At 40.5% G+C, this 25,377-nt stretch carries 27 protein-coding genes; 13 read left to right on the top strand and 14 right to left on the bottom strand.

Annotation, left to right across the window (positions count from 1 at the left end):
• The first annotated feature begins 26 nt into the window (after positions 1-26).
• Genes Q4575_RS13180 through Q4575_RS13165 form a run of 4 tightly spaced genes read left to right on the top strand, consistent with a single transcriptional unit; the run spans position 27 to position 5,143 of the window.
• Positions 27-641, top strand: a complete 615-nt coding sequence (locus Q4575_RS13180; protein ID WP_215961954.1) for an XrtA/PEP-CTERM system exopolysaccharide export protein — start codon at positions 27-29, stop codon at positions 639-641.
• Positions 642-696: 55 nt separating this feature from the next.
• The gene (locus tag Q4575_RS13175) at positions 697-2,280 is read left to right on the top strand and encodes an XrtA system polysaccharide chain length determinant (RefSeq protein ID WP_215961955.1); all 1,584 of its coding nucleotides are present in this window, start codon (positions 697-699) and stop codon (positions 2,278-2,280) included.
• Complete coding sequence (locus Q4575_RS13170) at positions 2,277-3,521, top strand: XrtA-associated tyrosine autokinase (protein ID WP_303523168.1); 1,245 nt, start codon at positions 2,277-2,279, stop codon at positions 3,519-3,521. The genes Q4575_RS13175 and Q4575_RS13170 overlap by 4 nt, the downstream gene beginning before the upstream one ends.
• An 11-nt stretch (positions 3,522-3,532) precedes the next feature.
• Complete coding sequence (locus Q4575_RS13165; protein WP_303523166.1) at positions 3,533-5,143, top strand: hypothetical protein; 1,611 nt, start codon at positions 3,533-3,535, stop codon at positions 5,141-5,143.
• A 113-nt stretch (positions 5,144-5,256) separates the two neighbouring features.
• Here Q4575_RS13165 and Q4575_RS13160 read toward each other — a convergent pair whose 3' ends face one another.
• The 6 genes from Q4575_RS13160 to Q4575_RS13135 form a co-directional block, all read right to left on the bottom strand.
• A complete protein-coding gene (locus Q4575_RS13160) occupies positions 5,257-6,036 on the bottom strand; it encodes a DUF4097 family beta strand repeat-containing protein (protein WP_303523165.1) in 780 nt (259 codons plus the stop codon).
• A 231-nt stretch (positions 6,037-6,267) separates the two neighbouring features.
• Positions 6,268-8,742 (bottom strand): TonB-dependent receptor, encoded by a 2,475-nt coding sequence (locus Q4575_RS13155; RefSeq protein ID WP_303523164.1) that lies wholly within the window; start codon positions 8,740-8,742, stop codon positions 6,268-6,270.
• Positions 8,743-8,771: 29 nt separating this feature from the next.
• A complete protein-coding gene (locus tag Q4575_RS13150; protein ID WP_215961960.1) occupies positions 8,772-9,077 on the bottom strand; it encodes a hypothetical protein in 306 nt (101 codons plus the stop codon).
• A 257-nt stretch (positions 9,078-9,334) separates the two neighbouring features.
• Positions 9,335-9,484: a hypothetical protein gene (locus tag Q4575_RS13145; protein ID WP_215961961.1), complete on the bottom strand. Its 150-nt coding sequence runs from the start codon at positions 9,482-9,484 to the stop codon at positions 9,335-9,337.
• A 217-nt stretch (positions 9,485-9,701) separates the two neighbouring features.
• Positions 9,702-10,124 carry a TIGR02444 family protein gene (locus Q4575_RS13140; RefSeq protein ID WP_303523162.1) on the bottom strand — a complete coding sequence of 141 codons (423 nt, stop codon included), beginning with the start codon at positions 10,122-10,124 and terminating at the stop codon, positions 9,702-9,704.
• A complete protein-coding gene (locus Q4575_RS13135; RefSeq protein WP_215961963.1) occupies positions 10,121-12,046 on the bottom strand; it encodes an ABC transporter ATP-binding protein in 1,926 nt (641 codons plus the stop codon). Before Q4575_RS13135 ends, Q4575_RS13140 begins: the two co-directional genes overlap by 4 nt.
• A gap of 113 nt (positions 12,047-12,159) precedes the next feature.
• On the opposite strand from Q4575_RS13135, the gene Q4575_RS13130 reads away from it, so the two are divergent.
• A complete protein-coding gene (locus Q4575_RS13130) occupies positions 12,160-12,369 on the top strand; it encodes a YheV family putative zinc ribbon protein (protein WP_215961964.1) in 210 nt (69 codons plus the stop codon).
• Between the two features lie 87 nt (positions 12,370-12,456).
• Here the strand turns inward: Q4575_RS13130 and Q4575_RS13125 are convergent, their stop codons facing one another.
• Positions 12,457-12,699: a SlyX family protein gene (locus Q4575_RS13125; protein ID WP_252736855.1), complete on the bottom strand. Its 243-nt coding sequence runs from the start codon at positions 12,697-12,699 to the stop codon at positions 12,457-12,459.
• Complete coding sequence (locus Q4575_RS13120) at positions 12,681-13,826, bottom strand: WD40 repeat domain-containing protein (RefSeq protein ID WP_303523161.1); 1,146 nt, start codon at positions 13,824-13,826, stop codon at positions 12,681-12,683. The genes Q4575_RS13125 and Q4575_RS13120 overlap by 19 nt, the downstream gene beginning before the upstream one ends.
• 338 nt (positions 13,827-14,164) lie before the next feature.
• Here Q4575_RS13120 and fkpA point away from each other — a divergent pair, with 338 nt between their 5' ends.
• On the top strand, positions 14,165-14,875 hold the full coding sequence (gene fkpA, locus Q4575_RS13115) for an FKBP-type peptidyl-prolyl cis-trans isomerase (protein ID WP_303523160.1): 711 nt from the start codon (positions 14,165-14,167) through the stop codon (positions 14,873-14,875).
• Positions 14,876-14,989: 114 nt separating this feature from the next.
• On the opposite strand, the gene rsd is transcribed toward fkpA, so the two are convergent.
• Positions 14,990-15,457 (bottom strand): sigma D regulator, encoded by a 468-nt coding sequence (gene rsd, locus Q4575_RS13110; RefSeq protein WP_303523159.1) that lies wholly within the window; start codon positions 15,455-15,457, stop codon positions 14,990-14,992.
• 168 nt (positions 15,458-15,625) lie between these two features.
• On the opposite strand from rsd, the gene nudC reads away from it, so the two are divergent.
• Together nudC and hemE are read left to right on the top strand one after the other, a co-directional pair.
• Entirely contained in the window at positions 15,626-16,447 is an 822-nt protein-coding gene (nudC, locus tag Q4575_RS13105) for an NAD(+) diphosphatase (protein WP_215961968.1), read from the top strand.
• Between the two features lie 261 nt (positions 16,448-16,708).
• The gene (gene hemE, locus Q4575_RS13100) at positions 16,709-17,776 is read left to right on the top strand and encodes a uroporphyrinogen decarboxylase (RefSeq protein ID WP_215961969.1); all 1,068 of its coding nucleotides are present in this window, start codon (positions 16,709-16,711) and stop codon (positions 17,774-17,776) included.
• Between the two features lie 37 nt (positions 17,777-17,813).
• On the opposite strand, the gene Q4575_RS13095 is transcribed toward hemE, so the two are convergent.
• The 3 genes from Q4575_RS13095 to Q4575_RS13085 all read right to left on the bottom strand — a co-directional run bounded on the left by Q4575_RS13095 (position 17,814) and on the right by Q4575_RS13085 (position 21,182).
• A complete protein-coding gene (locus Q4575_RS13095) occupies positions 17,814-18,395 on the bottom strand; it encodes a uracil-DNA glycosylase family protein (protein ID WP_303523158.1) in 582 nt (193 codons plus the stop codon).
• Between the two features lie 84 nt (positions 18,396-18,479).
• Positions 18,480-19,925 (bottom strand): Si-specific NAD(P)(+) transhydrogenase, encoded by a 1,446-nt coding sequence (gene sthA, locus Q4575_RS13090; RefSeq protein WP_303523157.1) that lies wholly within the window; start codon positions 19,923-19,925, stop codon positions 18,480-18,482.
• A gap of 141 nt (positions 19,926-20,066) precedes the next feature.
• Positions 20,067-21,182 (bottom strand): fatty acid desaturase, encoded by a 1,116-nt coding sequence (locus tag Q4575_RS13085; protein ID WP_215961972.1) that lies wholly within the window; start codon positions 21,180-21,182, stop codon positions 20,067-20,069.
• Between the two features lie 109 nt (positions 21,183-21,291).
• Here Q4575_RS13085 and fabR point away from each other — a divergent pair, with 109 nt between their 5' ends.
• The 4 genes from fabR (at position 21,292) to Q4575_RS13065 (ending at position 23,228) form a co-directional block, all read left to right on the top strand.
• The gene (fabR, locus tag Q4575_RS13080) at positions 21,292-21,924 is read left to right on the top strand and encodes an HTH-type transcriptional repressor FabR (protein WP_215961973.1); all 633 of its coding nucleotides are present in this window, start codon (positions 21,292-21,294) and stop codon (positions 21,922-21,924) included.
• A 281-nt stretch (positions 21,925-22,205) separates the two neighbouring features.
• Complete coding sequence (locus tag Q4575_RS13075; RefSeq protein WP_303523156.1) at positions 22,206-22,697, top strand: hypothetical protein; 492 nt, start codon at positions 22,206-22,208, stop codon at positions 22,695-22,697.
• A gap of 22 nt (positions 22,698-22,719) precedes the next feature.
• Positions 22,720-23,043 carry a helix-turn-helix transcriptional regulator gene (locus Q4575_RS13070; RefSeq protein ID WP_215961975.1) on the top strand — a complete coding sequence of 108 codons (324 nt, stop codon included), beginning with the start codon at positions 22,720-22,722 and terminating at the stop codon, positions 23,041-23,043.
• Positions 23,044-23,090: 47 nt separating this feature from the next.
• The gene (locus Q4575_RS13065; RefSeq protein ID WP_215961976.1) at positions 23,091-23,228 is read left to right on the top strand and encodes a hypothetical protein; all 138 of its coding nucleotides are present in this window, start codon (positions 23,091-23,093) and stop codon (positions 23,226-23,228) included.
• A 120-nt stretch (positions 23,229-23,348) separates the two neighbouring features.
• Here the strand turns inward: Q4575_RS13065 and trmA are convergent, their stop codons facing one another.
• Both trmA and Q4575_RS13055 read right to left on the bottom strand, forming a co-directional pair.
• Positions 23,349-24,452 carry a tRNA (uridine(54)-C5)-methyltransferase TrmA gene (trmA, locus tag Q4575_RS13060; protein ID WP_215961977.1) on the bottom strand — a complete coding sequence of 368 codons (1,104 nt, stop codon included), beginning with the start codon at positions 24,450-24,452 and terminating at the stop codon, positions 23,349-23,351.
• 113 nt (positions 24,453-24,565) lie between these two features.
• Positions 24,566-24,982, bottom strand: coding sequence for an RNA-binding protein (locus Q4575_RS13055; protein ID WP_215961978.1), 417 nt, complete (start codon positions 24,980-24,982; stop codon positions 24,566-24,568).
• 190 nt (positions 24,983-25,172) lie between these two features.
• Here Q4575_RS13055 and Q4575_RS13050 point away from each other — a divergent pair.
• Positions 25,173-25,377 (top strand): hypothetical protein (locus tag Q4575_RS13050; protein ID WP_303523155.1); only part of this gene is annotated, 205 nt, incomplete at its 3' end.

The following is a 25,377-nucleotide window of genomic DNA, read 5'->3' as shown; positions in this document are numbered from 1 at the left end:
CCTTTATTAAATAGAGTGGAACTGCTGTGAAATTGTTATTATTGGCTTCGTTGATAGTCCTTATTGCGGGATGTGCGTCTAAATCAAATTTACCCCCTGCAACAATTACCCCGTCTGCTATTAAAAGTGTAGAACAATATCAGTACCTTATTGGCCCTGGGGACTCAGTAAATATATTTGTTTGGCGTAACCCAGAGGTGTCGGGTTCGTTTGTTGTTCGTCCAGACGGAAAGATAACGACGTCGTTAGTCGAAGACATTCCGGTTAGTGGCAAAACAGCAACGCAGCTAGCAAGACAAATTGAAACCGTTTTAGGTCAATATATTAAGTCACCTATCGTAACGGTTAGTGTGGGCACATTTATTGGTCCTTTTAGCGAACAGGTTCGAGTCATCGGTGAAGCTGCTAATCCACAGGCGGTAAATTATCGACAAAATATGACGTTGTTAGATTTAATGATTCAGGTTGGCGGTTTAACTGAATACGCAGACGGTAATAGTGCTGTGTTAATCAGGGTTGAAAATGGACTGCAAAAAGAATATCAAGTTTCATTAAATGATTTAATTAAAGAAGGCGATATAAGCGCCAACGTCGACATCTTGCCGGGTGATATTATTATTGTTCCAGAAGATTGGTTCTAAATAATTTTTAGTAGCGTTTTGGCCGACGAATATTAGGGTTTAAAAGGATAAATAAATGCAAGATCTTCAAGCCACCATACAAATGGTGCTCGATTACATCAAAGGGATTTGGATAAAGAAGCGCTTTATAATCATGTCTTCATGGTTAATCGTTCCACTCGGCCTTTTTTTAGTTGCGCAAATGCCGGACGTTTACGAATCGAAAGCAAAAGTCTTTGCTGACACGCGTTCAATGTTGCGCCCCTTATTACGTGGCTTGGCAATTCAGACCGATGCCAGTACTGAAATTCAACTCATCGCTAAAACACTTTTAAGCCGTCCTAATTTGGAAGAAATCGCCCGTAATACCGACATGGATATTAAGGCGAGTTCACCTCAAGAGTTCAACGAGATTGTTGAAAAACTGCGTGAAGACATTAATTTTAATTCTGGCGGTAGAGAAAATATTTATACCATTTCTTATACTGGGCAAGATCCTCAATTGGCGAAACGTGTGGTATCAGCCACGCTGGATAAGTTTGTTGAAAGTTCGCTAGGGCAAAATCGTCAAGACTCGGACACCGCGTCTAAATTTTTAGATGAACAACTTGAAGAATATTCGCAACGTCTTTCCGCTGCAGAGCAACGACTAGCAACGTTTAAAAAGCAATATGGCGATATGATGGCGGGCAGTGGTAGTGGCTACTATCAAGAAGTGTCAAATCTAAAAAGCCGTATAGAGGCAATTGATTTAGAAATTTCTGAAAAATCAACACAACTGCAAAGCTTGAAAGACAAATTTTCTAGCAGCACAAATATTGACAACAAGTCAGAACATTCAAACATTGCCACTCAATACGATGCTCGTATTAAACAACTGCAAGCGAACTTAGATGACCTGCAAATTCGTTTTACGGATAAACACCCAGATGTTGTGCAAACTCGTGAAAAGCTTGATCATTTAGTTAACTTAAGAAAAACAGAAATCGAAGAGTTAATGACCAGTGTTGCAGATGGGCAAGTTGCGTCGGGCACGTTGAGTGAAAATGCGATTGTGCAGGATTTATCAATCGCGATGAATAATCTCGACAGTAACATTGCATCGTTAACCGTTCGTCGTCAAAGCTTTAAAGAGAAGTTGGATGAGCTAGACCAAAAACTCGATCTTATTCCAGACATCGAAGCTAAGCAGTCGGCATTAAACCGTGACTACGGTATTACAAAAGGCAAATACGAAGAGCTATTGAGCCGTAAAGAATCGGCAGACTTGTCGCGTAAAGCTGATATGTCTGCAGAAGAAGTTAAATTTAGAATAATTGAGCCACCTATGGTGCCTCTGCAACCTACTGGGCCAAAACGTTTAATACTTTATACTGTGGTCACCATTTTGGGCTTTGTAGCAGGTATTGCAGTTGCGTTTTTAGTTAGCCAATTGAACCCGGTCGTGGTCAGTGCAAACGCCTTAACTGAACTCACAAACCGACCTGTATTTGGTATGGTGACTGATATTCATCTAGAAGATGTTAAGAAACGAGATAAAAAACGTTTGTACGTATTTATTGCCTCAAGTGTTGTTGTGTTTGGAATGTATTTACTATTTATGGCAACGGAAATTGTAATGGAGACAACCCCGTTGAAGCTATTGGAGAGATTTCTATGAGTAGTATAGAAAAGGCGATGCAACGCCAAAAAAGTGCCGCCAAAATAGATAAGGATCAAACTTCAATAGAAGCCGCAGTGGATAATAAGAAAGTCTCTGCACCGACTGAGCAAACAGCCGACGCTATACAGACTCCAGCAGCGAGTGCCAAACCGTCTCAACCTGTAACGCAAAAGGTTAATAAGCAACTAGGCGCGGGTATATCTGAAGCTGAATTAGTCGCGGCTGGCATTGTTGAAGGTGAAAAAGTCAGTGCGTCGCAGCCAGTTATTAAGCCGACAAATGCACACCGCGCCAGTGACAATACGCATATTTCTGCTGATAAAAAGTCTAAATCGTCTAGACCACCTTTGGTCATTGACTTAGAAGCGTTAGAAAAACGTGGTTTTGTTACGCTGCGAAATAAGCGTTCACTTATTAATGAAGAGTACCGAAGTATAAAACGTAAGTTACTTAGTAATGCGTTTGGTCCAATTTCAAAAACCATCAAACACAGTAATCTTATTTTGGTCAGTAGTTCAAAACCAAATGAAGGTAAGACATTTACGTCACTTAATTTGGCATTAAGCATTGCTTTAGAACAAGATAAAACCGTGTTGTTAGTTGACTCAGACGTGTTAAAACCGAGTGTATCTCGCGAATTAAACATAGGTAAAAATGTTGGTTTAATTGAGTACCTATTGGGTGAAGAAAAAGACGTTGCGTCGATTATGTATCACACCAATATTGACGGTTTAAGAGTTATTCCGGCTGGTTTACCGCATCATTTGTCAAACGAGCTTTTGTCGAGCGACAAAATGATGAAGTTAATCGAGGAATTTGCCACACGTTATCCAGACCGTATTGTTGTATTTGACGCACCACCTTTGTTAGGTGTGAACGAAACCGCCATTATGGCAGAGCAATGTGGCCAAGGTGTGGTTGTAGTTGAAGAGCACAAGTCTAAACTGGCGGATGTCAAAAAAGCGGTTGATTTATTACCTGCGGAAATGGCCGTTGGTTTTGTCATTAATAAAGTAACCAGTAGCTCGGAAGATCAGGGATATGGCTATTATTATGGCGCGTCTGAAGAGGACGAAGAAAAAGACGCTAAAGACGACGGAAAAAATAAAGGTAAAGACAAAGCTGCTAAAAAATCTAAGTCCGATGATAAAGCAAAAACAGACGACAAGAAAAAACCTGAAGACAAGGTAATAGCAGAAAAGGCTGAACCTGACTTAGCCAAAACCGACAAAAAGTAGATCTGATGTTTATGGCCAATATCTTTAAAAAGCAATATGTATACCGCGTAATAGGGGTATCAATAGCGACTTTTTTTAATGTTGGCCATGCGGCAGAAATTGATTTCAAACCCGCTGTTGAAATTAATTATATCCATGTCTTAGATACAGAAATCAGTCAGTTTAATTTTTCTAATCATGATGTTCTAACGGCAAGTCCGTCGTTTACCCTAGCTGGCCGAAGTCCAAATTGGCAGGGAAGTGTCACGGCGGACCATACTCAAATTAAGCAAATAGACGACGGCTTTGACGATGCCTCGTATTCCAACTTTGCGATTAATAACTTGCTCAATATGTATAAAGGGCGAGTCAATCTTACCGTTAATGCCTCTCGAAAAAACACCAATATTGATAGTTCGTTTGGTACTGTGTCTGATCCTATTTTTGGCCAGTCTGAATATGTTGATGTTGATTCTGTAAACTCAAGATTAACGCTAAGTACGTCTAGCAAATCTGTATGGCAGAATTCGTTGTCTTTAGGGGTGAGCAAAACCATATTTGACGAATCGCAAATTACCGATACGACAGCGACTACCTCTAATATTGTTAATGGTACAACAAAAACCGCCAGTGCTTCGCTTGGCTATGGCCAAAGGGCAAATCAGGTTCGCGGCGCGTTGCAGGCAAGTATGTCTCGCACTGACAGAGAAAACCGCGGTGAGCAGGACAGTATTTCTATGTATGCCAATATTGGGGTGCCTATTTGGCGAACCATTGATCTGGTACTTACAGGGTCAAAATTCAAAAATCTTATTGAAAACTCAGTATTAGACGATGAAGATCTTGAGTCTGAAAGTTACGGGGCTGGTCTCGCTTGGCGCTTTGGGCAACGTTCAAACATAGAGGTTACTAGAAACAAAGAAACCCGCGGCCAGGATGATGAATATACGGGCTATAAACTTGAGTTTTATCCAAGTGCGCGGACAAGTTTAAGCTATGAAAAGAGCCAACGGTTTTATGGTGAATCCCATGCATTTAGGTTGCAGCATCAGGCGAAACGCTGGGGCATGAATATCAACTATGACGAAACGTTAGGTAGCCAAACCCGATTTAATCGAATTGAAGTGTCTCTAGGGGATTTTTTATGTCCCGCAGATGCCGCAACACAAGATGATTGTCAGCCGCTCGCAGAATTACCGGACGCCATTGATGATGGGGAATTTGTTGCTGAGTTTTTCCAACCTGAATTTTCACTTGATGAGTTAGTGACATTAAGTAAAACCGGTACGGCTTCTGTCAATTATCGAATGAAAAAGGCAAATATCAGCTTTACATATAACCGTGGTGAAACCGAGTACTTAGAAACAAATGCGGTGCGTGAAACGTCTTCACGGACATTTAATTACGACCACACCATGTCGAGACGAAACAGTTTTGCCATCTCGTTGTCTGACTCAGATTCAACAGAGCAGGGCACTGGCGTGAGTCGTGAAGGTTATAAAGTTGATGTTAGTTTTAAACGTAAATTGACACGAAAAGCACTTGGTACAATTGCATTCAAACGTATTAGTAATACCACGTCTACAGGGCAACAAGACCGAAGAGATACTCGTGTCGAATTAACCTATCGCTACGCTTTTTAGCCTATTGTCATTTTGGCATCTTCAACGACAGCAATTACACCGAACAACAGTTAAGATGGAAGAAACAATGCAGAGGTACAGCTCTGCATTGTTTTTTAGCCAATACCAATACACTACAACGATAATACTTTTACACTGCCGCCGCTGGTACGCAATTTCAGTGTTGGCCCACCACCATTGATTTCACCGCGGATAGAACGTTTTTTAACACTTCCTGTTACCGCGAAATCGGTTTTTACTCGCCCGCCACTTGTTGAAGCGTCAAGGTCAACTTTTACATCTTCAATTAAATACGCAGTAATTGAGCCGCCCGATGTATCGAGTTTGGCATCGTCTTTTAATTGCTCAGCAAAAGTCACTCTAATGCTGCCGCCAGACGTATGGGCATTTAGTGAACCGTATACGTCTTCCGTTCTAATTGAACCGCCTGCGGTGTCGAGTCTTACATCTCCTTTAATGGTTCCAACATTAATAGAACCACCCGACGTATGTGCGATGACGTTACCGTTAAGATCGGAAATTTCAATTGAGCCACCAGAGGTGTCGACTTCGATATCAAACTCTTTTGGAATTGTAATGGTCAGCTCGACTTTCAGATCGCGATTCCATGAGCGTCCTTCTAATTCACCTCTGACTTTTAGGCTATTGCCCTTGAGGTCAGAATTGATGCTGAAATCGTCGCTATCTCTTCCTGTTATCCTAGCTTCGACCAACGCTGTAGCAGTGTTGTGGGTCTGAATTTTGATCGAACCAGACTCTATTTTGACATTAAGTTTACCGCCAGCGGCAACGTTGAACTCTTGTTCATAGTCAGCAGCCATTGCGGAGAAAGCAACTAAAAGCGTTAGTAGCGTGAATGCCATGAGTTGTGACGTAATCTTGTGTATGTTCATTATGCGAACCCTATATTTTATTTGATTACTGACTTTGTCGCAGTAAATCACAAAAGGGTTTAAAAAAGATAAAAATAAATATTTAGGTAGGAATTTATCGTCATGAAAGCAGAAAGCAGAAAATAAGAAGTTGGTGACGTTTATGGTCACCAACTTGTTATTTTTAGGCTGTAATTAAATTACGTGCTGTTCACTAAAAGTGAAACTGCGCAGAGTCGAGAGAGTTAGAGATTAAAACTGACCTCTAACTCCCACTGTAAATCCTCTGCTTGGTAACAAGGTTTCGTTTTTAAGAAACGATGTATGTACTCGGGCTTCAGAGTTCAGCAAGTTGTTGCCTTTCACAAAGGCCGTTAAGTCGAGTTGGTTAAAGCTAACGTGATGGCTCACAACAAAGTCCAACATTGAATAGCCATCGGTTGGCGTTTCGCTGTCTGTTACTTCACTTTGCTTCATTGTTTCCATATAGCTCATTTCGATGCTAGTGGCATCAAGCTCATAGTTAAGTCTAAACCCAACACGTGATGGTGGAATACGAGGCAGTGCGTCACCATTGGATAGTTCACCAATTATTGAATCAAACTGGGTTGTTAGTTTAAAGTCTGGATTTAAACGCCAAGTAAACTGGCCTTCTATGCCCATGAATTTCACATCTTCTGGAGAATATAAGTAAACAGGTAAACCTGATCCTTCATGTTCTTCATGATCGTCTTCATCCACTTCTTCTTCGCCGTGGCTGTGTTCGAATTCGTATTCCCAGTTTTGGTTTTGTTGGTAATAGTAATTGTCGATTTGGTTGTAAAAGGCATTAAATACAAAACCAAAATCACCGCTGAATTTTCGTAGACTCAATTCAAGATTGTTGGCGGTTTCGAGTTTGACATCGTCACTTTGTATATCGCCATGGTTAAGCAACTCTACGTGATACTCGTCGCCCTCTTGCTCGATGTCGTATAACGCACCTATCTCAAAGGTTTTGGTGCCGATATGTGGACCAAACGCGACTAATTCACCTGCTGACGGTGCACGTTCTGAACGGCTATAGGATAATCCAAGGTTATAACCTTTTGCGAAATCCCACACGATGCCGGCGGATAAGCTTACAGGTGTCATTGAAAGGTCTAGTGCTTCATGACCATGTGCTTCATGATCATGCTCATCTTCTTCTTCATCATGCTCAATCTCTGTCAATTCATCGACAGTTAAGGTCGTTGACTCGATTCGAGCGCCAAGTTGGACAAGAATATTGTCAAAATGTTTTTCGGCTAACATGCCTAATCCAATTGACTGGGTGGTTGAAGGCGGGGTGAATGCTTCGTCGCCAATTGCTTCAAAATCGTTTTGTTTGTATTCGAGACTTATTGCTCCGTGCCAGCCAGCAATCTCGGCCAGTAAAAAGTCTGATTTAAGCTGAGTTGTGTCACTGTTGAAAGTGGTGCCAACTTGACCGTCTTCTATTTCTGCGTGTTGGTAGTTAGTAAGCGCAAACTTTGTGTTTATCGCTGAGATAAGTTGGTTACCAAAAGATAACTCACTGATCATTTGGAAACGTTTTTGCTCCATGTCTCCTACTACACCGGCTTCATGCTCGTCATGTTCTTCCTCTGATTCTTCTTCAGAATGTTCAGCGTGGCCTGGAATGCCGTACGTTTTTGTGAGTTCACCATAAGAAACGCCAACAAAACCATTATCTAAAAGGTAACTAGTACCAAAGGTATAACCCGATGACTCACTTGCGCTATTCTCTAATGTGCCGTCAAAATCATCGTGTTCGTCATGATCTTCTTCGTCATGGTCATCATGATCGTCTTCGTCGTGCTCGTCGTGCTCATCTTCGACGGTAGGATTGGCGGGTACTTTTAAGTCGTCACTGTCACGCCAGAAGGCGTCAAGGTGAAAAGCAAACTGTTCGTATGTTGTATTGGCGTCAAAAGCAAATTCGGTCTCATTGGAAGCCGAATTAACACTGGTTTGGAAATTGAGTGAATCTTCTGCTTCGGTTGGAATGCGATTATCGACAATATTAATAACGCCGCCAATTGCACCGCTACCATAGAATAAGGTGGCTGGGCCACGCAGAATTTCTATTTGTTTTACCGTTGATGTTTCAGTTGAAACGACATGGTCGGGACCAACACGAGACGCGTCGCCAACATCTAACCCATTTTGAGATATCATCACCCGTGGTCCATCTAAACCTCGAATGATTGGACTGCTGCTGACCGGACCGTAATAAGTCGAATGAACCCCCACTTCCGCTTTAAGCGTTTCGCCTAATGTTGCGCTGTGTTTGTTTTTTAAATCACTGTCGCTCAACACTGTTATTGGTGTTGCCGACTCTAAGGTAGAGCCATGCAATGGCGTTGCATAAACATCGATGTGTTCAATAATGGCAGGTGTTAGTACGATAGTTTGGTCAAGGAATATCGATGATAACGTCTTGTCTGTTTGATCTTCTAGTTTAAACGAAAGGTGGTTGTAACCTCTGGCACTAATATGGATTTCATCGACATGGTCAATGGATTCAGAAACAGAAAACTGGCCTTGTTTATCGCTATAAATGGTTAAGTTACTGCCATGAAATTCGATTTTTACATTGGCAATTGGGTTACCCGATTGATCAACGATTTTGCCTGAAATGTCGTGTGCCGAATAGGCAGGGGCGATTAAAATGGCTGCGATAGACGCAACAAAAAACTTGTTCATAATATTATCCAATAAAAACGTTTAAAAATTTAAGACTGTTGTAAATCGATAGGATAATTAACTGGAGGTGCACGAATAGCGGTCGCACGGTAAACGAGTTTGGCGAATACGGTCGGAACTTTGGTTGTTGACTTAACCGCGAAAAATTCAACCGGTGGGGCCGTTGTGATGTTTTGAAATGTAAAGTCTTCTAGCTGGCCGGAGTTGTGACAATACGTACACTCGACAACATTTGTTTCGGCGCTTTGGTGCTCCATGTGTTGCTGCAAACTGAAAATCTGCAACGCGACCATTAGCACAAAACTTAATGTTAGCTTAATAGAGAGACGGGTCATTTATTACATTCATAAAATTGATACCATGCGATGATATATTGTATCAAGTGTGAAATGCAACCTTGTTCTTTGTTTCTGTCATCGAAATACGTCAGTACGCACGTATTTGAGGTTAAACTGTTTTTTATCGCGGTTTAAGTTGATGCCATAGCAGAGATTGACGGCCGTAGAACATAAAGATGGGTGAAATATAAACGTCCAAATAGTAGTGCCAACGCTAGGTTGGCACTCAGTTGGATGTCATTAATAAGTTCATATTAGGCTTCATGCCCGTTTTTCTCGTCTGGTTTTGAATGGACGACTTTAGAAATAAAGTACCAAGCGTAAAAGCCCATTAAAAATACAGTCAGACCTAAAATGCTGAAGCTCAAATATAATACTGGATCACTAAAAAAATCTCTAAACATGATTTATCTCCTAACTTTTATTGATGGAGTGAGTTTAGATCTCTTTTAAATTGGCATTATGATCTAGATCAAGTTTGCTATTGCAGTGTGCTCTGAATGCAGTTGAAACTTGATTTGGATCATAAAAAGGCGGTTGGAACGATTAAAGTGGCCGTTAATAAAATCGAAATATCACCAATCGAAGTTGCATGTTTGTGCAAAAGTCATGTAGTTGTGCTTAGAGTTGCTTTAAATAGTTTTGGTAGTTAAGCCAGTTGTCGGCAGTCTTTGTTTGTAATTTTAGTGTGTTGCAGGTGTCAATTAAAATGGCTTGTTGTTGTTTTTCGAGTTCCAACTCGGCACTCAAGAGTGCCTGGCGAATGGTTTTGTAATGACTAAGTGCTGATTGATTGGCTTTATACGTTTTCCGCAGTTCGCGCAGGGGGCGGGTATATGACCGGTCAAACTCAATGACCTTGTTGTGTAATGCCGCGATGTTGTCTCTTGACAAGGACAGCGAGTTTTCAGTTAAGTAAATGCACAACAAGGCCAAGTTAACGTTGGCCCCGTAGTCGTCTTGCCAACTCAACATTGTAGCTTGGACATTAGGTTGTTGATAATGCGCTAGGCTAAACTGCCAAAATTGGTCTTGGGTTATCATACATTTTCAATATCAAATTTAGCTTTGATATCTTCCATTTGCTCTTCACATTCGAACCATTGCATTTCAACGTCGTCGAGTTCAGATTTCAATTCGCCTTGCTTGAGCAATAATTGGTTTAGCTCGCCTTTACGCTTATCGGAATATAAGTCACTGTCAGACATTGCTTGTTCGATTTCTACTAGTTGCTGTTCTAACTTGCTTTGTTTAACGGCAAGTTTGTCGGCAATTTTTTTGATTGGCGATATTTCTTTGCGCATCTCTGCTTCAAGACGCTTGATTTCTTTTTTAGCCGCGGCCGTGTTTTCTTTTGGTTCTTCGTCTGAAAGTTGGTTTTCGATACTTTCCAGCTTTTGCTGGTCGAGCAACCACTTATGGTAATCTTCAAGATCACCAGGGAAGGGTGATACTGTGCCGTTGTCGACTAAATATAAATCGTCACAGGTCGCTTTAAGCAAGTGTCTGTCATGGGCAATTAGGATCATTGCGCCTTCAAATTCCTGTAGTGCCATTGTCAAGGCGTGACGCATTTCAATGTCGAGGTGGTTAGTTGGTTCATCCATGAGTAATAGGTTAGGGCGCTGGAAAACCATTAAGGCCAATACGAGGCGGGCTTTTTCACCCCCGGAAAACTGGTCAATTGGGTCAAGTGCTTGGTCGCCGTTAAAGCCAAATCCACCTAAATAGTTTCTGGCTTCTTGTTCGGTTAATCCATCTTGCAACTGAATAAGGTGCTGAATCGGTGAATTACCTAACTGCAAGGTGTCTAGTTGATGCTGTGCAAAATAGCCAATTTTTAAATGTTTACTGTGCTCAAACTCGCCGCCTAACGGCGCTAAGCTTCGAGATAGGGTTTTGATCAAGGTCGACTTACCCGCGCCATTACGACCCAATAATCCAATTCGGCTGCCTGGCACTAAGTTAAGTTTAATATCGGTTAGTATGGTTTTAGTTTCGTAACCAGCACTGACTTTATCCATTTTTATAATTGGATTAGGCAAATTGGTTGGCTGTTTAAACTCAAAGTTAAATTGAGAATCGACATGAGCAGGGGCAATTAATTCCATGCGTTCTAGCATTTTAACCCGGCTTTGGGCTTGTTTGGCTTTTGACGCTTTAGCTTTAAAGCGGTCGATAAAAGACTGAATGTGTTGAATTTCGGTTTGTTGCTTTTGAAAAACCGCTTGCTGTTGGGCGAGCTTTTCCATGCGTTGGCGTTCGAAATTAGAATAGTTACCTGAGTAGAAGTTAAGCTTTTGGGCTTCCACATGTAAAATGCCCTGGCAGATATTGTCAATAAAGTCTCTGTCATGGGAAATAAGTAACATTGTACCTTGGTAACGAGTGAGCCATTTCTCTAACCAAATAACCGCGTCTAAGTCTAAATGGTTAGTTGGTTCGTCGAGTAATAGTAGGTCACTGTTGATCATTAGAGCTTGCGCTAAGTTAAGTCGCATGCGCCAACCACCGGAGAAACTCATTACAGACTGTTGCTGCGCTTCGGTATCAAATCCAAGACCATTTAATAATTCACCGGCTCGTGAACGAATTGTATAAGCGTGAATTAAATCCATTTCGTGGTGAATGTGGGCAATTTTAGCGCCGTCGTCTTCTTGCTCGGCTTGTTCAAGTTGTTGTTGTAACTCTCGATATTTAACATCGCCGTCAATAACGTATTCTAAAGCAGACTTGGCTAGGGCAGGCGTTTCTTGTTTTACCCAGGCCAGCGTCCAGCTATTTGGCATACTAACTTCGCCGTCGTCGCCACCAAGTTCACCTCTGATGAGGTTAAATAATGTGGATTTGCCCGAGCCATTCGCACCAACGATACCTATTTTGTGCCCGGGATAAATAATCGCGTCGGCTTTATCGAAAAGAACTTTGTTTCCGAGTTGCAGGTAAAGTTGTGAAATGTTCAACATAGTAAAATAGGACTCCTAACCAATAGGCTGTGAATACTACCGTTAAGCTATATCCAAAGGAACCAAATTTTGTTTAAATGTGCCGCAATTGGTTATATCCAGAGAGAAATTTGATGGCTAAGCAGAAAAAACGTTTTATCGCCGGTGCAACGTGTCCTGAATGTAAAAAAATGGATACTATGATGTTGTTTAAAGAAAACAGTGTTGAGAAGGTTGAATGCCAAAGTTGTGGACACACGATGACGCAGCCAGAGGGGGCTGTACAAGGTGCCACTAGGCAGTTTGAACAAGTCATTGGGGTGTTTACCCCAGGAGAAGATTGATTTGTGATTTAATGGCGTTAGAGCCTTGTTACTTAGGCTCTAGTACCAAATAAACGAGCCGTATCAGCGGTATAAACCGTGTTGGCCTTAATAATGTGGCGGTGGTGTTTCATCCGCTTCGCTGCCGACAACAGAGGTTTTGGTTTCTTTAAATTTTTCCGCAAGCATTTGCAACTGTCGTTTCATTAAGCGATTGTCTAAATTAAGGCTAGTGATTTCGCTATTGAGTTGATCCAATGTGTCGTCTTGAAACGCCACTTTGTTTTCTAAGTCGTCTATTCGTTTTATTAATAATGCTATATCGGCGTTATTCACGGTTTGATTTCCCATACTTCGCTTAACCCAGCGGAACTTTCAGAAACAATTTGCTGGTCTTGGTTTATAAAGGCGGCACTATACACTACTGCATTTGCCGGACGAGAATCTTTTTTAGGCGAGACATACCAACGTTGTAATAATTCGCCAGTTTGCACACTCCAAAGGCTGAGTTCTCTATTCGGCGCGCCGGTAACTAAGTATTCTCCGGATTGTGAAAACCTTGCGGTAGTGAATATTTCCTGCCGATTAAGATAATGTAACTGAGTGATGGCGTTGCCTGTTTTTAAGTCCCAAATTGTTGAACGTCCTTTGCTGTCAGACGTAAACGCAAAGCGAGCTTTGGCGTCGAGGGCAACCTGTACCACACGTGCGCCGTGTCTAAATTTAAACACGACTTGTCCTGTTTTGGTATCCCATAAATAGGCGGTTTGGTCACTCGAACCGGTCAATACATAACGGCCATTGGGTGAAATTGCTAAACTGTTGATGGCATTGTTAACATGAATTGCATTGCCTTCGTTGTCGGTGATAGGCGTATGGTGAGCAAGGAATTCTAAGCGACGGCCGGTATCTACAGACATATGAACAACTATGCCATTGCTTTTACCTATAATGATGTGGCGTCCCATATTAGAGACATCAATTGCGCGGATACGTCCAAGGATCACGCATTTCTCGCCTTTACTCTCGTCTGGGTTCAAACATTTGTTTTGATCAATAATCACCTGGTCAATTAATCCAGCGCTAGATGATTTATGGCGACTGTGCCAATAAGATTCGTCTTCGCTTTGAGTTAGTTTTACTTTAGATTTTCTGGCTTGCCAATAACCAATGTTTTTGCCGGAATTTACATCCCAAAGTGAAAATGTCTCTTTGTCTGCAAGTACCACGTGGGAGTCGTCGTCCGCTATTGATGTGGCGAAAACGAAGTTGCTGCTGGCCATTGAATTGGTCGTTTCACCGTCTTTAAAAGTTACCTGACTGCCAACTGGGGTTTGTTGCCAAATGTATTTAAGACCATTTTTGTTTAAATCCCAAAGCGCAACGCCGTGATATAACGATGAAACAACAGCAAAATTACCGCTACGGGATACGCTAGCAGCAAAGGACCCGTCCTGGGCGTGTTGATTTTGTTTCATCGGTCGGGAACTTTCAGGTGTGCAAGCACCCAAAAGGAGCGAAGATATAAACAAAATGGCTAAAGTCGGGAGTTTATTGAGCAATCTTTTGCCTCTTAACAAAAATAAGGTTTTTCTTTCGAAAGTTAATCGCTAGTATAGGTCACTTTGAACTGAAAATGATATTAATGGAATTGGCATTTTTAGCCAAATATTGAGTACATCAAAATTTATTTTATTAAGTATGTCATAGAGATACTTATTTACGTATTGATATTCTGAGATATGGCCGCACAAGTGAGTCATTATATATTTACTTTAGACAATGGAATGTTCGTCTAAACAATTTGGAGAAACAAATGAAAAAAGCGTTAAAGCTTTCCTTGATAGCCGCATCAATTGGCCTAATGAGTGCCTGCGGAAGTGCAGAGCAAGCTAATACCCCTGCTAAATTAGATTCTGATGCTGACAAACAAAGTTATGCACTTGGTGCATCTATGGGGACATACCTTAAGAAAAACCTTGATAGCAATGCTGAAATTGGGATTTCTTTAAAACAAGAATTGATCATTGCCGGTATTCAAGACGCGTTAGTCGCTAAATCGCAACTGAGTGATGAAGAAATTCAAACTGTGATGCAAGCGTTACAGCAACAAGTGTCTGAGCTTAAAACAAAAGAAGCGCGCGAGGCTGGTTTAATGTTTTTAGCTGAAAATGCGAAACGTGAAGGCGTTGTTGTTACAGACAGTGGCCTACAGTACGAAGTGCTTGTTGCGGCTGAAGGTGCTAAACCTGCGGCAACGGACACTGTTGAAGTTCATTATCACGGTACATTATTAGATGGAACGGTATTTGATTCTTCTGTCGATCGTGGTGAAAAGATTAGCTTCCCACTTAACCGTGTTATTCCTGGTTGGACTGAAGGTCTACAATACATGAGTATTGGATCTAAATATAAATTCTTTATTCCTTCAGAGTTAGCTTACGGCTCTCGTAATGCAGGTCAGATCCCACCAAATTCGACATTGATTTTTGAAGTTGAATTATTTGATATCAAAAAAGAAGGCTAGTTAACGTAAGTTAACAGGCACTAAAAAAGGCGCTATGTAAAAATAGCGCCTTTTTTATTTTTATTTTGTCGCGAATCAAAATGTAGATTGCAAACTCATCCAAAACGGGCGTGTTTAACTATGTTTGCTATATAGCGTTTGGATTAGCTCATCTTCAAGTTCTAATTGTGATTCTAGTATTTGGCCTATTTCAGACAGGTCACTGTCAAAATCACCGAGGTCTGCAGACACATTCATTGCCATATACTTATCGTTAAACTCGACAAGCTTGTTTGTTGTTTCTGTTATTTTTGGATAGATATTTTCTGCCAATTTGGCGCTTTCTGGTCCGTGTTCACGACATTGCTTAACAATATCATTAAAAACTTCAAAATGGCCGGCAGAAAGATAATCAATTAAAACCTGACAAAAGTCATTCACGTTTGCGACATCAGGTAACTGTTTTGCTTCTGTGTCATAAGGTGGTAGTGCTGCCAATTTACAATACTTAACCAACAATTCTTGGCGTTCTGTTAACCAATTATCGATGATGTGATTTGCACCACCGTACTTTTGTTGAGTTTGTTCCAAACGAGATAACATGAATATGCCCTTTTAAATTCATTATTAATCCATAACACTGGAATTTAACAAAAAGATCAATCTATTTTGATTCCAGAATCCGTAAGTATAAGACATTAAATGTAATTTAACATTGTTAATTATGACTAGATCCAAGGTAAACTTGCCGAAAAGTACAGGTGGAAAAATATGATTAAACACAACATCTTATTCAATAATGAGTTAAACGGCTGGTGGTGCTTAGTGCATCAGCATCGGGTGTATTTAACGTCTCCGGTTAACCAACTTCCAAGTGGCTGTTTTGACGAACTTGGTTTACCTGTTAAAGCGCCAGAATCGGTTCATCAAATTGGTGAACATCAAGATTTACCTGTGTACATGATAGATGTTAAAAGCGCCGATTTAATCGACGAAATGGATCATGAGCTATTTGTTGGTATTCGCAGTGTGTTGTTTAATCACAATGAGATGTTTGAATTTGCCGCAAGGGCTTATCAAGTTGCTTTGTTTCTGCGCACACATAAATATTGTGGCGAGTGTGGGGAGCAAATGACCCTTGTCGATTGGGAACTGGCGACCTTGTGTGAGCCATGTAAACATCGATGCTATCCCCGTATCTCGCCGGTGGTGATAGTGGCAATACGGAACAAAGATAAGATCCTATTGGCCCAGGGGACACGTTCTACTACTGGGCTTTATAGTGTTTTAGCCGGTTTTGTTGAGAGTGGTGAAACGTTAGAGCAAACAGTACATCGTGAAGTATTTGAAGAAGTAGGTATTAAAGTTAAAAATCTTAAGTACCAATTGAGCCAACCTTGGCCGTTTCCGCATTCATTAATGGTTGGGTTTTTGGCTGAATACGACAGCGGTGAGATAAATATTTGTGAAGACGAAATTGTTACTGCGGATTGGTTTTCAATTAAGGATCTGCCGCAAGTACCGCAACAGCAAACGATTGCTGGTAAATTGATTCATACCACGAAAAAGATGATGGCTTTAGCTCGTAGGTAATTGAAAGTACAATTATGGGGTCCTAGAAAAGAAAAAACCACTCGTAAAGAGTGGTCAAATTTTTCTAGCGCGTGAGCTGTTTATAGAGCTTCTTTTTTTATAATTCGTGAGCGCGAACTATTTATAGCAAAGCAGACTTTAGTGCGCAAGAACTTAATAATGATTGATTTAGAATAACGAAATCGTTTTTTAGGTCGTTTCTTTCTATGGAGGAGTTGCTCTGTTCCTGATAGAATCTCACCGAAATTTTTAGGGTGAATTATGACTGAATTAAAAAATGATCGTTATCTAAAAGCGTTATTGCAACAACCAGTTGACCGTACTCCAGTATGGATGATGCGTCAGGCAGGCCGTTATTTACCAGAATATCGTGCGACTCGTGCTATTGCTGGTGACTTTGTTTCTTTAATGAAAAATCCTGAGTTGGCGTGTGAAGTGACCATGCAACCGCTTCGTCGCTATCCAATTGATGCGGCTATCTTGTTTTCAGATATTTTGACCATCCCAGATGCCATGGGTTTAGGTTTGTATTTTGAAACAGGCGAGGGCCCTAAATTTCAAAATCCAATTAAGACTCAAGCTGACGTCGCTAAAATTGGTATTCCAGATCCCGAAACAGAATTACGTTATGTTATGGATGCTGTTCGTACTATTCGTAAAGAATTAAACGGATCAGTACCACTTATTGGTTTTTCAGGGAGTCCTTGGACGCTTGCGACTTATATGGTTGAAGGCGGTAGCACTAAGACATTTTCTAAAATCAAAGGCATGATGTATTCAGAACCGGCTTTAATGCACCAGTTACTTGATAAAGTCGCTGACTCAGTGACAAGCTATCTAAATGCTCAAATTGCCGCTGGTGCGCAATCGGTAATGATATTTGATACATGGGGTGGCGTATTAACCCCGCGTGATTACAAAGATTTCTCTTTAAATTACATGAGTAAGATCATCGATGGTTTAACTCGTGAAAATGATGGGCGTAAAGTTCCTGTGACCTTGTTTACTAAAAATGGTGGTCAGTGGTTAGAGCTCATGGCTGAAACAGGTTGTGATGCATTAGGACTTGATTGGACCATTAATATTGCTGAAGCTAAACGACGTGTTGGCGATAAAGTGGCTTTGCAGGGGAATATGGACCCGTCAATGTTATATGCGACACCAGATAGAATTCGTCAAGAAGTTAAGTCTATCTTAACTGACTACGGTCATTCCGGGACTGGTCACGTATTTAACCTAGGTCACGGCATTACGCCAGATGTGACTCCGGAAAATGCCGGCGTATTTTTTGACTCCGTTGTTGAATTCAGCCCTGAATTCCATAAATAATCTTAGCTTAAAATAGTGATTACCATTTATATTTAGGTTAATCATCAAAAGCATCTAAAATTCGCTGCCTTAATTTGGGCAGCGTTTTTGTTTCAAACCACCTATTTTTACTAATCCAAATATTGTTTCTTGGTGATGGGTGCGGCAAAACGATTGTTTTGTTTGTAAAGTCGTTGTTTCGGATCGAACTGGTTAAGTTCTCGAAGTTATCCACATATTTTTGCGCCGCATAGCGACCTATAATCAGCGTTAGTTCTATATTACCCAAATTACCTAGTATTTGTTGGTGCCAAGTCTGACTACAAATTTTAGGCGGGGCTTTGTCGCCTGAGCTATTAGTGACTTTTCCTGGGTAACAAAATGCCATCGGCATAATTGCCAATATCTGCTCATTATAAAATTGTTCGCGAGTCATACCTAACCATTCGCGCAATCTGTCACCCGATGCGTCGTCAAAGGCTCGGTTCTTTTGATGGGTTTTTAATCCAGGCGCTTGTCCAATGATTAATATTTTAGCTTTGCTGTGAAGTTGAAATATAGGTCTTGGTGGTAAAGGGAGAGTTTCTTTACATAAAGTACAGTTGGAGAGCGCTGAAATAACTGCGTTATTGTCAGTCATATCGTGCTGGTGGTTGTAAAAGTCAAATGACGTTTCATAGGATAAAAAAATGCAGCGGTTGTTATCACCGCTGCATTTAAATGTTTAGAATAATCTATTTAAGCCATTTAGCGCAGCTACACGGTATGCCTCAGCCATCGTTGGATAGTTGAATGTTGTGCGTACAAAGTACTCTATGGTATTGGCAGCGCCTTTTTGTTGCATAATCGCCTGGCCGATATGCACGATTTCAGCAGAACGTTCTCCAAAGCAGTGAATACCCAAAATTTCTTTAGTTTCACAGTGGAACAAGATCTTTAAGCTACCAACGGCACTCGCCCCGATTTGTGCACGAGCAAGATGTTTAAATGATGCACGACCTACTTCGTAAGGGATTTTCTTCGCCGTTAATTCGAGTTCAGTTTTACCAACCGATGACATTTCTGGGATGGTATAAATACCCGTTGGAATGTCCTCGATGAGTTGGCCTTCATTAGCAATATTCAACATATAGTCTGCCGCGATGCGACCTTGGTCATATGCTGCGCTTGCTAAGCTTGGGTAGCCGATAACATCACCTACAGCAAATATATTGTCGACTTCTGTGCGATAGTTTTTATTAACGCCTAAAGAACCACGACTATTTGCTTTAACATCGAGGTTTTCAAGTTTTAAGCTGTCAGTATTACCTGTACGACCATTGGCAAATAACAAACAGTCGGCTTTCATTCTTTTGCCTGACTTCAAGGTCATTATAACGCCGTCTTCAGTACCTTCGATTTTGTCGTATTCTTCACCGTGACGAATGACTATACCGCTATTCCAAAAGTGATAGCTTAGTGAGTCAGTCATTTCTGCGTCCATAAAGGACAACAAGCGGTCACGTGTATTAATCAAGTCAACTTTACAACCTAATCCACGGAAGATTGATGCGTACTCACAGCCAATGACACCGGCACCATAGATAATGATGCTTTTAGGATCGTGTTTTAAAGATAAAATAGTATCGGAGTCATAAACACGAGGGTGGTTAAAGTCAACGTCATGTGGTCGGTATGGACGTGAGCCCGATGCGATAACGATTTTTTCTGCAGTTAGTTGGTCAATACTGCCGTCAGGTGTTTGAATTGATAACGTGTTTTTATCAATAAACGAGGCAGAACCATGATAAATCTTTACGCTATTTCGGTTATAAAAACCGGCGCGGAGTCTAACTTGGTCGCTAATAACTTTGGTCGTGTGTTGAAGAATGTCGTGAAACGTTAGTGTCGCGGCCTTTTCAGAACGATTAAATAGCGGGTTCGAGTTATATTCAACAAGTCGACTAACCGAATGTCTTAACGCTTTAGATGGGATGGTTCCCCAATGAGTACAACCACCGCCAACTTGAGAATGCTTTTCGATAACCGCAACTTTTTTACCAGCTTTGGTTAAGTTCATTGCGGCGCCTTCGCCACCCGGCCCGGTGCCGATAACAATCACATCGTAATCGTATTTTGTGGTAGAAGTTGTGGTTACTTTCGCTTCAGTTCTTTTACTTTTTGCGGTCACAGTTTCGCCCTATGTAATTTATTTTCATAACAGTATGAATCATAGAAACTTTTGAGTGATCAGCCAAGTCTTATTCGCGGATAACGGCTATAAATAACGAAAATGGGCAGTTTTAGCTGCCCATTTCTTACATTTTTGGAATTATGCTACTTGCATTAACATTTGTTGCCACTGAGATTGTTGGCTAGCGAGTTGTGCTTTTAATAGTTGATATTGTTTTTTTAACTCAACAACGGTCATTTTTGGCGCATTTTGACGTTTCGCCATCAGGTATTCTTTTCGGGCGTTAACAAAGGCTTTTAGTCTTGCCATTAAAATGTCGTATTCAGCTTCAAGTCTCGTTAAAATTTCCTGTTTGTGTGGAAGCTCAACGACCTTAGTTTCGGTTTTGTATTTTTGCATTTTCCATTTTGCCGCTTGAATACGTTCAAATGGAACCTTTCGTAGATTTTTGGTTAGGCCGATAAAACTAGCTGCTTTGATAAACCATTTGCTTGGGTCGTATTGATACCAGCGAATACCATTTCGATAGTCTGATTCAAAAATATGGTGATAGTTATGATAGCCCTCACCGTAAGTGACAAACGCAAGTAAACCATTATCGCGCGCAGTGTTCTTATCTGTATATGGCTGTGAACCCCAAATATGAGCTAACGAATTAATGAAAAACGTAAAATGGTGGCTCAGAACCAGTCGTAAAAAACCGACAGTAATTAAGAATCCAAGAATGTCGTCAAATATAAGGCCTAATAAAAGTGGTACACCAAAGTTAGTGATAAGCGTTAAGGCCAAATAATGTTTGTGTTGCCACATTACAATTCGGTTTTTTTGTAGATCGCGGCAATTACTGTAGTCGCCATATTTTTCGCCTTGGTAATCTCGTAACATCCAACCGATGTGACTAAACCAAAATCCTTTTTTTGCAGAATATGGGTCCTTGTCATTTTGGTCGACAAATTTATGATGTATTCTATGGTCTGACGACCAATGTAGGGCGCTGTTTTGTAATGCAAATGCACCGCCTAACGCCAGAATAAATTCAAGGATTGGGTGTGCTTCGTAGGTTTTATGCGCCCACAGACGGTGATAACCAACTGTGATGGACATTCCCGCGAATCCCAATGTTAAAACAGTGGCGACAATATGCGCCATTGTAAAACCATAGAAATAACCGTACAAAGGTACGCTTATGATGGTTATTAAAAATGTTAGTGAAAACACTAAAACATTTGTCCAGATAATAGGTGCTTTTTTCATAATCTTATTTGAGCTTACATGTGTACGCTGAATTTTAACTGGCTTTACTTAAAAATCAACTAATATGTTTATATTTTAGTGAACAGCTGTTCGCAGGAAAAAAATTGCAATGACAAAAAACGGTACCAATCCCCCGCACAATAGGACGAGGGCAGAGCAAAAAGAGCAAACTCGCAGAGCAATTGTTGATGCTGCATTTAGAATGTTAAGCGCAGATCACAGTTATGCCAACTTAAGTTTGCGTGAAGTTGCTCGTGAAGCTGGAATTGCACCGACGTCATTTTATCGCCACTTTAAAGATATGGACGAGCTTGGATTAACATTAGTTGATGAAGCAGGTTTAATGTTGCGACAGTTGATGCGCCAGGCGCGCGCAAGGATCGCGAGGGGCGGTGGCAGTGTTGTACGTACGTCTGTGGAAACCTTCATGGAGTTTGTCGACACTAATAGTAATGAATTCCGGTTATTGCTTCGAGAACGTTCAGGGACTTCAAAAGCATTTCGTTCTGCTGTACAGCGAGAAATGATGCATTTTATCCAAGAGCTTTCTGATTACATTAGACAAAAAACTCATTCGAACCATAAAAGTGCTTTGTGGGAAGCGGATGCGTTGGTGACAATTGTATTTAATGCCGGTGCAGATGCCCTTGATTTACCCAAGGCACAACGTGAAGAATTATCTAATAAAGTCATTCAACAATTACGTTATGTCACGAGAGGTGCAGAGGCGGGTAGAAAATAACAAGCTGTGTTATTTTTAAGGCGAGGTTTTTTAGGTAGAAACCGCCTAAATGCCTATTGAGTAATGTGACTAAGATACGCCACGCCGCTTTATCATTTAAATATTGATGGTAAAAAAAACAAACTCTATTTCGCTAAAAACCCCAGTACAATAGCCTTTTGGGTATATGACACAGGTATGTCACATGACATTTGGTATGACTGTCGTTCACTTGTCATCACTATTCAGCAAAATTTCGGTTTAACTTGAACTCGTCAAAACGAAGCGAGAGGAAACGCATAATGGACAATAATCAAACTATAGAGACAAACTCTAACGATAATTCAACGAGCAATCCAATGGACGAATCTAGTGATAACCATCAAGAAGTAAACCAAATTGGAACTATGGCTTTATTCAGTGATGGCTTTAGTTTCAATTTCGAATTTGGTGGTCACAAAATTCTTGCCTGGGGCTCTGCGAAATCGGGAAAAGAAAAAGTATTTGTGGATGGCCAAGTTGTTGGTGAAAAACGAAGTTTTACAAGACGATCTGTTATCCCTTTTACATTAGGTAAAGATGAACTTGAAATTGAGTTTCATACGGTAAGCCTGCTTACTGCAGAATTGCACTGTACGTTAATTAAAAATGGGGTTCATGTTGAAACCCAAAAACAGATTCCGAAATATACAGCTAATAAAAAGAAATCTAAATGGCGTATCGCGTTTTGGTTTGCCATTGGTTTTGTGTTTGGTTTTTTTGCTATCGATGAAATTGTCGCGTTTTTCTCTTAATCACTCTGTATAGGTAATAGTAATGAACATAAATGCAGAGTTAATTAAAATCCATAGAACTAAGCATAATTGGACTCAACAAGTATTGGCCGAGTCCTGTGGCGTAAGTTTAAGAACCATACAACGTGTTGAACGTTATGGTAATGCGTCACATGAAACGGTAATGGCATTAGCGTCGGTATTTGAAATTGAGCAATCAGAAATAGTTATTCCCGAAAGCCCTGTGGTTGAGCTTGAAATGAAAAACACCGAGGGCAACAAACTGGTGGAACAGGCAATACAGTTTGTTATTACACTTATCACGGGTATGTTGATTGGTGCCGCACTGATGCGATTTTTGAATTAGCCGTTTAGCTGTAATAAGAGTCTATCTTGGTGAACATAGGAATAAATATGAAAAATGTAACTGGTAAAACTGCGGATACTGCTGATAGTGACAAAGAAAGCAGAGGGATTATTACGCTGGTGGCCATTACGGTGGCGATAATGATATTTGGATTAGGTGTTTCTGTTGGGCAGTTTATTGCTTGATGGCATTTATCAAAGAGTCAACAACGTGAATTGGTTTATGCATTTAAAAAGCCCACATTAAGTATATTAATAGTGGGCTTTTCATTCTAAGTTTATCCGCTGTCTGTATGGTTTACTTATTTATCGATTAGATTTAGCGGTTAGAACAACGCCGCATTCTAAATGGTCGGTATAAGGGAACTGATCAAATACGGCAAATTTAGCAATGTTGTGCGTTTTACTTAGTTCCTGCAAATTGTCGTAAAGCGTATTTGGGTTACAACTTATGTAAATAATGTTTGGGTAGTTTGCCACCATCTTTACGGTATCTTCATCTAATCCCGCACGTGGTGGGTCGACGAATATTGTTTCACATTTATAGTCATCAAGTTCGATACCTTCTAAACGTGTAAATTTACGTGTTTTATTTACCGCTTCGGTAAACTCTTCGGCTGACATTCTTATGATCTTAAGATTGTCTATGTTGTTTTGTTCAATATTGTACTGTGCCGAACGCACTGATGTTTTAGATATCTCAGTTGCGAGAACTTTGTCAAATTTGTCTGCCAATGCAATTGAAAAATTACCATTACCACAATAAAGCTCTAGTAAGTCACCTTTATAAGGAATAGCATTCTTTGCCCAACTCAACATTTGTTCGCAAACTTTTGCGTTAGGTTGCGTAAAACTGTTTTCCACTTGCTTATATATGTACTGCTTGCCGTCAACTGTCAGGTTTTCGATCACATAGTCCTTATCCAATACGATCTTTTGCTTTTTAGCACGTCCAACAAAGTTAATTGTATATTTGTCACTTAACTGTTGTTTTAACACTTTTGCAGCTGCGAGCCATTCATCGTCAAGTTGCTTGTGATAAAGCAGAGAAACTAAGATTTCACCTGATAGGGTAGATAAGTAATCAATCTGAAATAGCTTGCGGCGCAATATTTCATTTGGCTTTAATAGCTCAGTTAAGTCGGTCATTACACTATTAATAAGTGTACTAGCTGGTGGGAACTGATCTATACGTACTTTTTGCTTGGTTTCTTTCTCAAACATTATATGAAAAAGATCGTCGTCGTCATGCCAAACTCTAAACTCACAGCGCATTCGATAATTTAATGTAGGAGATTTGAATTTGTCGATTTTAGGAATTGAAAACTCTGCGAATTGATCATTGATCAAATCCAACTTATTAGAGAGTAGAATATCGTAATTGTCTGGATCGATTTGGCTTAATGGCATGGGTTATTTTGTCTATAAAGGTTGGTTGTAGGTATTTTAATGCAAAAGCAGCAAAATATTAAATTTTCCAATAAAAAAGGCTGCACTAGGCAGCCTTTTTCTTAAGGACTTAACTACTTTTCGTTAGCAAGGCGAACTTTTAAGACGCGCTCTTGAAATTCAAAGTCGTTTAATGCGGCAATAGCGCTTTTGCTATCGCTGGTTGCGATTTCAACGAAACCAAACCCGCGACGCTTACCAGTTTGTTTGTCTCGCAACAAACGTACTGAAAACACTGTACCGTGTTCGCTAAACAAATCGCGAACACTGCCTTCGTTTGCACGGTAAGGCAAATTGCCTACATATAATGTAGTAGTATCTGCTTTTGCTGAGTCTTCTGACTTAGCGAAAGCGGCTGCTAAACCAGCCAATATTGAACCGGCAGCGAATACAACGGCGCCTGACAATGAAATATCTATAAAAGATAATAAAATGGCACCTATTACTGCAACAATTACTGACGGTATGAAAACCGAAGAGTTGAACGACATAACTAATTACTCTCAAAAAAATGACTAAATAAAGAAATAGCTGATACGTGAAGGATTCACGTAAAGCTTATCTTATTATCTTAATTATCTATTACAAGCACTTTCTAATATTAATTAATGTACAGGATCCTGATGAAAAAACAGCACTTTGTACAAGGATCAAACAAACAGTCATTAAAGTGTAATATTATTGAAAAAAGGGCTTGCGTTAAATTCTAAAGTCCCTAAAATGCGCCCCACGTTGTCAGGGAGACATCAACCGCTCAAAACAATATGTTTAGTAGCAGGATTGGCGTCTAAATCGGCTAGGAAGTTTGAAAAAAACTTTCAAAAAGATTTAAATAAAACGTTGACAACAAAAACAGGAAGCGTATTATACGCCTCCCGGTTGAGGC

The sequence above is a fragment of the Psychrosphaera sp. 1_MG-2023 genome (genome assembly GCF_030548245.1).
GTDB classification, from domain to species: domain Bacteria; phylum Pseudomonadota; class Gammaproteobacteria; order Enterobacterales; family Alteromonadaceae; genus Psychrosphaera; species Psychrosphaera algicola.
The sequence above is the reverse complement of the archived record's forward strand: the minus strand, read 5'-3'. Positions and strand labels throughout refer to the sequence as shown.